General features: G+C 73.8%; 9 protein-coding genes. 8 read left to right on the top strand and 1 reads right to left on the bottom strand.

The features are described 5' to 3' along the window. Positions 1-211 precede the first annotated feature (211 nt). On the bottom strand, positions 212-847 hold the full coding sequence (locus ACFWFR_RS01270) for an alpha/beta hydrolase (RefSeq protein WP_377620674.1): 636 nt from the start codon (positions 845-847) through the stop codon (positions 212-214). A 217-nt stretch (positions 848-1064) separates the two neighbouring features. Between ACFWFR_RS01270 and ACFWFR_RS01265 the strand changes: the two genes are divergently transcribed. The 8 genes from ACFWFR_RS01265 to ACFWFR_RS01230 are packed head-to-tail and all read left to right on the top strand — an operon-like array spanning position 1065 to position 11730. Continuing rightward, positions 1065-2282 (top strand): toxic anion resistance protein, encoded by a 1218-nt coding sequence (locus ACFWFR_RS01265; protein ID WP_056648538.1) that lies wholly within the window; start codon positions 1065-1067, stop codon positions 2280-2282. Positions 2283-2292: 10 nt separating this feature from the next. Next, positions 2293-2850, top strand: coding sequence for a hypothetical protein (locus ACFWFR_RS01260; RefSeq protein WP_377615848.1), 558 nt, complete (start codon positions 2293-2295; stop codon positions 2848-2850). Then, positions 2847-4592, top strand: a complete 1746-nt coding sequence (locus ACFWFR_RS01255; protein WP_377620672.1) for an AAA family ATPase — start codon at positions 2847-2849, stop codon at positions 4590-4592. Before ACFWFR_RS01260 ends, ACFWFR_RS01255 begins: the two co-directional genes overlap by 4 nt. Further along, positions 4589-5956 (top strand): hypothetical protein, encoded by a 1368-nt coding sequence (locus ACFWFR_RS01250; protein ID WP_377620670.1) that lies wholly within the window; start codon positions 4589-4591, stop codon positions 5954-5956. Before ACFWFR_RS01255 ends, ACFWFR_RS01250 begins: the two co-directional genes overlap by 4 nt. Then, positions 5953-6951 (top strand): glutamate ABC transporter substrate-binding protein, encoded by a 999-nt coding sequence (locus ACFWFR_RS01245; protein ID WP_377620669.1) that lies wholly within the window; start codon positions 5953-5955, stop codon positions 6949-6951. The genes ACFWFR_RS01250 and ACFWFR_RS01245 overlap by 4 nt, the downstream gene beginning before the upstream one ends. Further along, complete coding sequence (locus ACFWFR_RS01240) at positions 6948-8141, top strand: hypothetical protein (protein WP_377620667.1); 1194 nt, start codon at positions 6948-6950, stop codon at positions 8139-8141. Before ACFWFR_RS01245 ends, ACFWFR_RS01240 begins: the two co-directional genes overlap by 4 nt. Then, entirely contained in the window at positions 8141-10498 is a 2358-nt protein-coding gene (locus ACFWFR_RS01235) for a tetratricopeptide repeat protein (RefSeq protein WP_377620665.1), read from the top strand. The genes ACFWFR_RS01240 and ACFWFR_RS01235 overlap by 1 nt, the downstream gene beginning before the upstream one ends. Next, positions 10495-11730: a PP2C family serine/threonine-protein phosphatase gene (locus ACFWFR_RS01230; protein ID WP_191803030.1), complete on the top strand. Its 1236-nt coding sequence runs from the start codon at positions 10495-10497 to the stop codon at positions 11728-11730. The genes ACFWFR_RS01235 and ACFWFR_RS01230 overlap by 4 nt, the downstream gene beginning before the upstream one ends. Position 11731 lies beyond the last annotated feature (1 nt).

Raw genomic sequence — 11731 nt, 5'->3', positions numbered from 1 at the left:
CACCACCATTGTGGTGGCTACACGAAAACACCACCCGCCCCCCTGGCGGCCCAGCCCGGGCATCCGGCCGAGACACCCGGGACGCCCGCTCCGCCGGCGGGCCGGCGGGCCGGCGGGCCGGCGGGCCGGCGGGCCGGCGGGCCGGCGGGCCAAGCGAACAGAACCGGCGAGCTGTTTCCTCGAACGCGACCAGGCCTCGAGCCGCCCGAACCTACCGAGCCTGAGCGGCCGGCAGCACCTTCTCCAGGAACGCCGACACGTCGGCGAGCTCCTCGGCGCTGATCGAGTGCGGCAACCCCGGGTAGACGACCTCGGTCACGTCGGTGAACCGCGGCAGCCAGGTCGACGTCCGCGCGGTCGCGTCGGGCGCGATGACCTGGTCCGCGTCGCCGTGACCGAAGAACGCCGGCGGACGGCGCGCCGCGAGCGCCGAATCGCCGGGCAGCTCCGCGTCGAGCACGAACCCCGAGAGCACGACGCCCGCCGCGAACCGCTCGGGCGCGGCCCGCAGGAGCTGGGTCACCATGAGCCCGCCCTGCGAGAACCCCACGGGCACGACGGCGGTCCCCGGCTCGACGTTCACGTCGAGCCAGGCGAGCACCGCGGCGGTCGCGGCAGCCACAGGCTGCGGGTCGGGCCGCCCCGGCACCCCGAGAGGGAACCACGAGAACCCTCCGTTGCCCGCGGCCAGGGGCGCTCGCAGCGAGGCCCAGTCCCACACCGAGGGCAGGTGCCCGGCGATCGCGGGCAGGTCGTGCTCGTGCGAACCGAACCCGTGGAGCAGCAGCAGGAGCGGTCGCCCCGCCTGGTTGCTGCCGCGGACGTGGACCGTGATGTCAGCGCTCATGCCGAGAATCCTTCCATGGGGAGTTCTCACCCCCCTCAGGGCGTGAAAGAGTAAAGAACCGGCCACCCGTCGCGGATATACTCCCGGGACCGGTCGGTGGACCGGCTTGCCCGGTTCGCCGGGTTTCAGGGGTGGGTCTCGCGCTGACCCCTGCTCCAGGATCGGCGTCCGGTCAGCGCCCCGGCAGCCGACCGGCAGAATCGAGCGAAGGATCACGATGACCGAGGCAGCACCGCTCCAGCCCCCCGCCGCGACCGAGCACCTGGTGCTCTCGGCACCCGAGCCCGTGAAGCCCGTCGCGACCACGCAGGCTCCCGCGATGGCCCCGCGTGTCGACGAGGCAGCGATCCCCGGCCTGGACCAGAAGGTCACGTCCTACCTGGACGCGCTCATGGCCTCCGACGCCCGCTCCCCCGAGTTCGCCGCCAAGGCCAACGACGTGCGCACCATGGGCGACCAGGACATCCGCACCGCTGCCGACTCCTCGAACCGCCTGCTGGCCACTCCCGTGCGCGCCCTCAAGGAGGGCGGGCTGTCCGAGGGCTCCAAGGTGGGCAGCACGCTCCTCGAGCTGCGCCGCACGGTCGAGAACCTCGACCCGTCCGAGGCGAGCATGGGCCGCAAGATCCTCGGCTTCATCCCGTTCGGCGACAAGCTGACGGACTACTTCCGCCGCTACGAGTCGGCCCAGGGCCACCTCAACGCGATCATCCGTGCGCTCTACGACGGCCAGGACGAGCTCCGCAAGGACAACGCGGCCCTCAACCTCGAGAAGCAGCACCTGTGGGACACCATGGCGCGGCTCAACCAGTACATCTACGTGGCCGAGCGCCTCGACGCGCAGCTGTCCGCCAAGACCGCCGAGCTCGACGCGACGGACCCGGAGAAGGCCAAGGCCCTGCGCGAGGACGTCCTGTTCTACGTCCGCCAGAAGCACCAGGACCTCCTGACGCAGCTCGCGGTGTCCATCCAGGGCTACCTCGCGATCGACATCGTCATCAAGAACAACGTCGAGCTCATCAAGGGCGTCGACCGCGCGACCACCACGACCGTCTCCGCGCTGCGCACGGCCGTCATCGTGGCCCAGGCCCTCGCCAACCAGAAGCTCGTCCTGGACCAGATCACGGCGCTCAACACGACCACGTCGAACATGATCGCCTCGACGTCCAAGATGCTCGCGGACCAGTCGGCGTCCATCCAGTCGCAGGCTGCGAGCGCGACCGTCGGGCTCCCCCAGCTCCAGGCCGCGTTCCAGAACATCTACGCGACCATGGACTCGATCTCGACGTTCAAGGTCCAGGCGCTCGACTCGATGGCGCAGACCATCGGCGTCCTGGAGACCGAGACCACCAAGGCCCGCGAGTACCTGGACCGCGTGGCCCAGGGCGACCAGACCGGCGCCGCCACGGGCGCGCTCGACCTCGGAAAGGTCTGATCCGGACGCCATGGGTTGGTTCCAGAACCTGTTCGGCGGCGGGCGCAAGCGTCCGCCGGAGACCCCTGCGCTGCCTCCGGCGCCCACGAGCGCGGACATCCTCGCCTCGGTCGACGCCGTCCAGGCGCAGATCGAGGGCAGGGTCCCGCCCGCGGTGACCGCGCGCGTGAACCGCATCGCCAAGACCGTGGACGACATGGCGCCGCGCCTCGACCGCCTGGGCGGCGGCACGGCCCAGGCGCACACGGTCGTGGCGACCGCGACGAGCTACCTGCCGGAGGCCGTGGGCGGCTACCTGCGCCTGCCGCGCGACTTCGCGGACACGCGCGTCATCAACCGCGGCAAGACGTCGCTCATGATCCTGTGCGACCAGCTCGACCTGCTGGGCGTGACGCTCGACAAGATCTCGGACGCGGTCTCGCGCGCCGACGCCGTGGCGCTCGTCGCGCACGGGCAGTTCCTCGCGGAGAAGTTCCAGACGTCCTCGATCGCCCTGGCCCCCGAGGCCGGGCTCGGCTCGGCCCAGCCGCAGGCGCCGGGTACCCCGGGCGGGCTGGAACGACCATGAGCGCCGCGCGCCAGGGGGCGCTCGCCCACAGCATCGCGGCGCTGACCACGGTGGGTCGCCAGGCGGGCCTCGTGCCCGACGACGTCACGCGCGAGGGCGAGCGTCTCGCCGCCGCGGTGGCCGAGTCGTCCACGGGCGCCGCGCCCGCGTGGCTCGAGGCCGTGGGCCGCGCCCCCGACGACTTCACCGCGTTCTTCGAGGCCGCCCAGCGCGGTCGCCGGTGGCGCTCGGCCCCGACCGACCAGCTCACGACCCTCGTGCTGGCCGGCTCGGAGCACGCCGGCGCCTACGCCGAGGCGCTCGCGAGCGTGATCGACGCGGCCGGCGCCCTGGGCTCCCCCGGGCTCGCGGCGTCGGCCAACGCCGCGTCCACGACGGCCGTGCAGCGGGCCGCGGCCCAGCCCCGCACCACGCCGCAGCCGGCAGGGCCGTCAGTGCCGCAAGCGCCGGCGGGCCCTCCGGCAGCCGGGCCTCACCCGCACGGCACTCCCACCCGCTTCCCCGCGCCCTCGTTCGACCCGACCCTCCCGAGCGGCACGAACCCGTTCGACCTGGGGTCCCTCGTCGGCGCGGGCGGCCTGCGGCCCCCTGCTCAGGACGTCGTCCCCACGGTCGACGCGATCCTCGACGCCCTGGGTGCGCGCACCCCGGGCGACGCGGCCCCCCCGACGCACGCGACGCCGTCGGGCACACCGGCCGTCGGCGGCCCGCAGAGCGCGACCACGGGCGACGCCCCCGCCGAGGAGGATACCGAGGCCGAGCCGCCCCGGTCGCTCGAGGAGCTCCTGGCCGAGCTCGACGCCCTGATCGGGCTCGACCGGGTCAAGCACGAGATCCGTCAGCAGACCGAGCTCCTGCGCATCGAGCAGCTCCGCACGGCCGCAGGCCTGACCCGGCCCACGCTCACGCGCCACCTCGTGTTCCTCGGCAACCCCGGGACGGGCAAGACGACCGTCGCCCGCCTGGTCGCCGGGATCTACCGCGCGCTCGGGCTGCTGAGCACGGGGCACCTGGTCGAGGTCGACCGTTCCGAGCTCGTCGCGGGCTACCTGGGCCAGACGGCCGTCAAGACCTCGGAGGTCGTGGCGACCGCGATCGGCGGCGTCCTGTTCATCGACGAGGCCTACGGCCTCGCGGAGGACCAGTACGGCGCCGAGGCGATCAACACGCTCGTCAAGGACATGGAGGACCACCGCGACGACCTCGTGGTGATCGTCGCCGGGTACCCCGGCCCCATGGCCTCCTTCATCGCGACCAACCCCGGCCTCGAGTCGCGCTTCTCGACGACCATCACGTTCGACGACTACTCGGACGCCGAGCTGCGCGGGATCTTCGAGCGCATGGCCACCTCGGCCGACTTCGAGCCGCTGCCCACGACCCTCGACCGGTTCGAGGAGATGGTCTCGCTCGTCCCGCGCACCGAGGGGTTCGGCAACGGACGCCACGCGCGCAACGTCCTGGACGGGGCCATCGCCCGTCACGCGTGGCGCCTCAAGGACACGCCCGAACCCACGCTCGACGAGCTGCGCCGCCTCCTGCCCGAGGACCTGCTCCCCGCGGGCGAGGCGCCCGAGAGCATCCTGCAGGCGACACCCACCGAGGACACCGCACCCGCGGACGTGCTCGACGAGCCCAGCTCGGCGGACGACGACCTCGACCTCGCCGAACCCGTCGAGGACCACCAGCCCGACGACGACCAGCCCACCGACGCGACCGTCTCCCCTCAGGAGGAGCCTGCATGAGCCAGACCCTGACGCCGCCGCCCGGGTCCGCCCCCGCGCCCGGTCGGGCCGTCCAGCCCGCCCGTCCCGGCCAGCCAGGCGGGCAGGCCGGAACGGCGCCCACGACGCAGGCCCAGGAGCGTGCGGAACGCCGGGCCGGGGTCCGCAGCGCGCTGCGCCGCACCCCGGGCAAGCTGCGGATCGCGCTCGCGGTGTGCGTGCTCGCCTCGATCGTCTTCGGTGCGCTCGGCTTCCAGGCCGCGCGCGTCCAGGGGATCGCGCTCGAGGACGCGCGCTCGGACACGAGCCAGCTCGTGGGCATCCAGGACGTGCGCAACAACCTTGTCGTGGCCGACGCGGCCGCGACCAACGCGTTCCTGGTCGGAGGCCTCGAGCCCGCGGACCAGCGCGAGCGCTACGACGACGCGATCGCGAACGCCTCGATCCGTCTCGCCGAGCTCGCGGGCGCCAACAGCGCCGACGCGACCGAGCTGGGTGTGGTCGCCTCGCAGGTCACGGTCTACACGGGGCTGATCGAGCAGGCGCGAGCGAACAACCGGCAGGGCTTCCCGGTGGGCTCGGCCTACCTCGACCAGGCCTCGACGCTGCTGCGCGACGAGATCCTGCCGACGCTCACGACGCTCGTCGACGACAACGCCGAGCGCGTCGCGTCCGACCTGTCGATGGTGCGCAACGCGATGTGGATCCTCGCGGCGGGCCTGCTGTGCCTCGCGCTGCTGATCGTCACGCAGGTCTGGCTCGCCAAGCGCACGCACCGCGTCCTCAACGTGGGCCTGCTGGTCGCGAGCATCGTGATCCTGGTCGTGGGCGTGGGCGGGGCGGTCCTGCTGAGCCAGACCAACAGCGCCGCCGCCGCGGTCCGCGACGGCCCCTACGCCGCGACGCTCGCGGCCTCGACCGCGTACTCCGAGGCCAACGACGCCAAGGCCATGGAGAGCTTCACGCTCATCAAGCGCGGCTCGGGCCAGACGTACGAGGAGTCGTTCGTCGAGCTGACGGCCGACGCGACGCAGCGACTCGACCAGGCGGGGGCCGACGGGAACCTCGACGGCACGTCCGCCGGGTACCTGGGCGAGTGGATCACCCAGCACCAGGCCATCCGCGCGCTCGACGACGCGGGAGACTGGGACGGGGCGGTCGCGCTCGCGACGAGCTCGGACGAGGGCGGTCCGAACGCCGCGTTCGCCGCGTTCTCGCAGACGGTCACGTCCGACATCGCCGAGAACATCAAGGCCACGCAGGCCGACCTCGCCTCGGCCGGCAACCGCTCGGCCCTCGCGGGCTGGCTCCTGCTGGCAGCGGGTCTCGCCGCGGCGGTCCTCGCCTGGCGCGGCCTGAACGTCCGACTGGAGGAGTACCGGTGATCACCTCGACCTTCCGCAAGAGCGGGCGCCTGGGCGCCCTGGTGGCGCTGGGGCTCTCGGGTGCCCTGGTCCTGGCCGGCTGCGCCACGCCCGACGCCACCCCCTCCTCGGGAGCGCCCGTCGCCTCGGTCGTGGAGACGTCGGGCGGCGCGGCCGGGTCCTCGGTCGCCGCTGCGGCGACGTGCGAGAACCCCGTCGCGTCCTACGCCCCCGACGGGCCGCTGCCAGGACCGGGAGCTCTGCCCGCGGGCAGCACCATGGCCGCGATCCGCGACCGCGGCTCGCTGATCGTCGGCGTCTCGGCCGACACGCTCCAGCTCGGGGCCCGCAACCCGCTCAGCGGGCAGATCGAGGGCTTCGACATCGACGTGCTGCACCAGGTGTCGAACGCGATCTTCGGCGACCCGGACCGGCTGCAGTTCCGCGTCATCACCTCGGGCCAGCGCCTCGAGGTGCTCGAGAACGGCGAGGTCGACGTGGTCGCCCGTGCTTTCACGATCAACTGCGAGCGCTGGGAGACCATCGCGTTCTCCTCGGAGTACTACCACGCGGGCCAGAAGGTCCTCGTGACGCGCGACTCCGAGGCGCAGGGCATCGCAGACCTCGCGGGCCAGCGCGTGTGCGCACCGGACGGCACCACGACGCTCGAGCGCCTCCAGGAGTACCCCGACATCACCGCGGTCCCCGCGACCACGCACACGGGCTGCCTCGCGCTGTTCCAGCAGGGCAAGGTCGACGCGATCACGGGCGACGACACGATCCTCGCGGGCTTCGCGGCCCAGGACCCGTACGCCAAGGTCGTGGGTCAGGCGATCTCGGACGAGCCCTACGGCCTGGGCATCCCGGCCCAGAACGTCGACATGGTCAAGTTCGTCAACGGCGTCCTGGAGCAGATGCGCACCGACGGTACGTGGACGTCGCTGTACGACGAGTGGCTCGGCGTGCTCGGCCCGGCCCCCGCGCCGCCCGTCGCCGTCTACGGCCGCACGCCGTGACCTCTGCCTCGTCCGCCTCGCCTGCTGCCGGTCCGCCCGTCGCCCCCCGGACCCAGCAGGCTCCGAGCGCGCCCGGACGTCTCGGCGAGGCGATCCCCGCGGCCGAGCTCTACGAGTACCTCTCCCGGCTCGAGGAGTGGCTGCGCGCCCGGCGGACCGAGCTCGACCGCCTCGACGCTGCCGCCCAGTCCGCGGCGTCCCCCGAGACGTACACGGCCGACATGCTGCTGGCCATGACCCTCTGGCAGGCGGCCCGCACGCGCGCCGACGAGATGGGCGTCGTGTGGGACTCGGGGCGCGCCGACGCGGTGGGCCGCGAGAAGATCTCCCAGCTCGTCTGGGGCCGGCTCAGCTCGCCCGACGGCTCGTCGCTCGTCTCGCTCGTCGAGGCGACGCGGCTGTGCGACGCGATCGTCTCCGCGCTGCGCACCCGTCTGTCGTTCGACCCGAACGCGGCCGACGAGGTCGCGCGCTTCCGCGGGCTGCGCGCCGAGCTGGCGCGCTGCGACGAGCTCGCGGGGTCCGACACCACGGCTCGCGGACGCGTCGAGAAGCTGCGCGAACGGTGGACGAGGCTGCGCGACAAGGCGTCGAACGGCGCCGACGTCACGGGCCCCCTCACCGAGCTCGAGGCCGAGGTCGCGCGCACCGAGCGGGACCTCATCGTGGGCGCCTCCGAGCGCCGCGAGCTCGCCCGCGACCGCAAGCAGGCGGTCGAGCGCTATGCGGCCCTCGAGGCGCGCGAGCCCTCGCTGCGCGAGCTCGCGGCCCGGTGCCGACGCGAGATCGCTGCTCCCCCGCGCCTCGCGGTGCCCGACGTCTCACGGCTGGGCGAGGTCCCCGCGGACCGCGCCGGGCTCGACGGCTTCCTCACGCGCCTCGCGACCGTCGCGCGCGCGTTCGACACGGTCGAGGCCTCCTACTCCGCGCCGCTGCGCGAGCGCGCCGAGCTCCGCTACCGGCTCGACGCGTACCGCGTGCGGGCCGACTCGAACGGGCGCAGCGCGTCCCCCACGGTCTTGTCGGGACTCGCCGAGGCCCGCGCAGCGGGCGAGGCCGTACCGTGCGACGTCGTCCTCCTGCGCTTCCTCGTCGAGCAGTTCCAGTTCCTGACCCGCGACCTGCCTGCTCACCTCTCGTCTCCCGCCCCTGGATCGTCGCCCGTCCCGGGCCAGGAAGGATCGTCCTGATGACCACATCGACCACGCAGGAGCCGTGCGCCCAGCCGGGCTGCGACGGCTTCATCGAGGACGGCTACTGCAACGTCTGCGGCTCGCCGGGCGGATCGTCCGCGTCGCCCGCGCCCTCCACGGGGGGTGCCACGGGCACGACGGCGTCGCCCGGCGCGGCAGCGTCGCCGTCGGCCATGCTCGGCACGGGGATCGCCCAGGCCGCACCGAACTACGCCGCCGGTCCCGGACCCGAGGGCGAGGCAGTGTCCACGCGCACGGGCCGGACCAGCTCGACCCAGCTCGCGAGCGCCGCGCTGGGATCGGCCCGCTCGGCCGTCACGGGCACCAAGTCCACGCGCCGTGTCGGCACGTCCTCGACGCGTCTGCGCGGGCACCGCCTGGGCGCGGGCCTCACCACCGTCCCCAGCGCCCCCGTCCGCGACCCGCTCCAGGCCATCATGGCCGTGCCCGAGCTCGCCGAGTCCAAGCGCTTCTGCCCCACGTGCGGCGCCAAGGTGGGCCGCTCGCGCGACGGCGTCCCGGGCCGCACCTCGGGATTCTGCCCCCAGTGCCGTACCGCGTTCTCGTTCGACCCGCAGCTCTCGCCCGGCGACGTGGTCGGCGGACAGTACGAGGTCGTGGGCTGCCTCGCGCACGGCGGGCTCGGCTGGATCTACCTGGCGCGCGACCAGAACGTCTCGGGCCGCTGGGTCGTCCTCAAGGGCCTGCTCAACTCGGGAGACCCCGACGCGTTCGCGGCCGCGATCTCCGAGCGCCAGTTCCTGGCCGAGGTCGAGCACCCGCTCATCGTCGAGATCTACAACTTCGTCATGCACGACGGCGCGGGCTACACCGTCATGGAGTACGTGGGCGGCAAGTCGCTCAAGGAGATCCTCAAGGACCGCCGCGACGAGAACGGCGGCGTGGTCGCCCCGCTGCCCGTGGACCAGGCGCTCGCGTTCGTGCTCGAGATCCTGCCGGCGTTCGCCTACCTGCACGACCTGGGCCTGATCTTCTGCGACTTCAAGCCCGACAACATGATCCAGCAGGGCGACGGCGTCAAGCTCATCGACCTGGGCGGCGTGCGGCGCCTCGACGACATGACGTCGGCGATCTTCGGGACCGTGGGCTACCAGGCCCCCGAGGTCGCCGAGGTCGGCACCTCGGTCGCGTCCGACATCTACACGATCGGGCGCACCCTCGCCACGCTCGTGCTCGACTTCCGCGGCAACCAGACGACGTACGTCTCCTCCCTGCCGCCGGTCGCCGAGACGCCCGTCTTCCAGAAGTACGACTCGTTCTACCGGCTGCTCGCCAAGGCGTGCGCGCTCGACCCGTCCGACCGCTTCGCGACGATCGACGAGATGCGCGCCCAGCTCATCGGCGTCCTGCGCGAGGTCGTCGCGACCGACCGGGGCCCGGGCAGCGGGGCGCTGCACTCGGCCGCGTCGATGCTCTTCGAGGCCCCGGTGTCCGACGACGCCGACGCGCCGCTGACCTGGGACGCGCTGCCCGCGCTCAAGGTCGACGAGTCCGACCCCATGGCCAGCTGGCTCGCGGGCGTCAACATCGCCGACCCCGCGGCCCGCATGGCCGCGCTGGCCGCGGCCCCCGAGGGCACGGTCGAGGTCCGCCTCGCCTACGCCCGGGCCGCGATCGAGCACCGTCGCTTCACCGAGGTCGAGAAGACCATCGCCTCGATCCTCGCCGACGACCCGTGGGAGTGGCGGGCCGCGTGGATGGGCGGGCTCGCCGAGCTCGCACGCGGCGAGGCCGCCGCGGCGCGCGCCTCGTTCAACGCGGTCTACGGCCAGGTGCCCGGCGAGCTCGCGCCCAAGCTCGCGCTCGCCGTCTCGTGCGAGGTCAGCGGCGAGCCGGACATCGCCGAGTCCCTCTACGTGATCTGTGCCCGCTCGGACGCCAACTACACGGCCCCCGCGGCGTTCGGGCTCGCCCGGATCCGCCAGGCCCGCGGTGACCTCGACGGCGCGCTGCACGCCCTGGACCTGGTCACCCCGACCCGGAGCTCGTACACCGACGCGCGCATGCGCCGTGCGCGCCTGCTCGCAGGGTCCGGCCGTGGCCTCCCGGCCCTGGCCGAGGCGCTCGCGAGCGTCGAGTCGGTCGCGATCCCCCAGCGGGAGCGGGTCTCGCTCTCGATCGACGTGCTGAGCTCGGCGCTCGCGGAGGTCACGACCGCGTCGACGAAGCAGGTCGGCACCGTGCGCATCGGCGGTGTCGAGCCCAAGGAGCCGCCGCTCCGCGACGCCCTCGAGGGGGCCTACCGCGAGATGGCGACGCTGACCGACGACAAGATCGCGCGCATCGACCTCGTGGACCAGGCCAACGCCGTGCGTCGCTGGACCACGACGTGAGCGCGGAGGACACCGGCGTGCTCGCGCCCTGCGCCACGTGCGGCGAGGTCCCCGCTCCCGGGGCGAGGTTCTGCGAGAACTGCGGCTCCGACGTCGGGCCGGCGGCGGGCGCCGCGGGCGGGCCGCCCGTCCTGGCGCGCCCTCCCGTGCCCGCGCTGCCCGAGCCGCCGGCCGACCTCAAGCCGACCGATCCTCCGGTCGACCCGGCGTCCGACCCCGTGCCCCCGCCCCCTCCCGTCGCCACGCACCGCCCCTGCACGAGCTGCGGCGGGACCGTCGCGGACGACGGCTACTGCGAGCAGTGCGGCGAGAAGGCCCAGGTCGAGCGCGACCACTGGGCCGAGCGACCCGCGCCCTGGGTCGCGGGCGTGTGCGACCGCGGCATCCGCCACGCGCGCAACGAGGACGCCATGGCGCTCGCCGCGTCGGGCGACCCCGCCACGGCCGGGCGCTTCGCGGCGCTCGTGGTGTGCGACGGGGTCTCGGCCGCGCCGGACTCGGACGTCGCGAGCCTCGCGGCCGCGCGTGCGGCCCGGGACGTGCTCGCGTCCGGCGGGCCCGACGGCGCCACCCCCGTCACGGGGGACGTCACCGAGCGCATCCAGGCCTGGCAGGCCCTCATGGTCGCGGCCTCCACGACCGCGAACGACGCCGTGCTGGTCGCGGTGGGCGACAAGGCCGAGCGGGCCGAGCCGCCGTCGTGCACGTTCGTCGCGGCCGTCGTGGACGGCCCGCTGATCGTCGCGGGGTGGGTCGGCGACTCGCGCGCCTACTGGATCCCCGACACCGGCACGGCCCGCCAGCTCAGCGTCGACGACTCGTGGGCCCACGAGCTCATGGCCATGGGCACCCCGCGCCACGTGGCCGAGAACTCTCCCCAGGCGCACGCGATCACGCGCTGGCTCGGCCCCGACTCGACCGACCCGGCCGCGCGGTGCGCCCCGACGGTCCCGGACTCGTCGGGCTGGCTGCTGGTCTGCTCGGACGGCCTGTGGAACTACTGCTCGGCGGCCGACGACCTCGCGGACCTCGTGCGCTCGACCGAGGCCTCGACGGGGCGCGAGCCCCGGGCGCTGGCCACCGAGCTCGTGCGCTGGGCCAACGCCCAGGGCGGCCGCGACAACATCACGGCGACCCTCGCCCGGTTCGAGGCGCTCCCCGCCTCGACCACCTCCGATAACCTGCACACAGACGCTGTCACGGGCGACGAGCCCGCGACGCGCGCCCTCTGAT

This window comes from Oerskovia sp. NPDC060287 (genome assembly GCF_042726775.1).
GTDB lineage: Bacteria > Actinomycetota > Actinomycetes > Actinomycetales > Cellulomonadaceae > Oerskovia > Oerskovia merdavium.
This window is presented reverse-complemented; position numbering and strand designations above follow the sequence as displayed.

What these genes read in the sequence shown, in the direction of transcription:
- ACFWFR_RS01270 (WP_377620674.1), bottom strand. Translation starts at nt 847, where the DNA reads ATGAGCGCTGACATCACGGTCCACGTCCGCGGCAGCAACCAGGCGGGG.
- ACFWFR_RS01265 (WP_056648538.1), top strand. Translation starts at nt 1,065, where the DNA reads ATGACCGAGGCAGCACCGCTCCAGCCCCCCGCCGCGACCGAGCACCTG.
- ACFWFR_RS01260 (WP_377615848.1), top strand. Translation starts at nt 2,293, where the DNA reads ATGGGTTGGTTCCAGAACCTGTTCGGCGGCGGGCGCAAGCGTCCGCCG.
- ACFWFR_RS01255 (WP_377620672.1), top strand. Translation starts at nt 2,847, where the DNA reads ATGAGCGCCGCGCGCCAGGGGGCGCTCGCCCACAGCATCGCGGCGCTG.
- ACFWFR_RS01250 (WP_377620670.1), top strand. Translation starts at nt 4,589, where the DNA reads ATGAGCCAGACCCTGACGCCGCCGCCCGGGTCCGCCCCCGCGCCCGGT.
- ACFWFR_RS01235 (WP_377620665.1), top strand. Translation starts at nt 8,141, where the DNA reads ATGACCACATCGACCACGCAGGAGCCGTGCGCCCAGCCGGGCTGCGAC.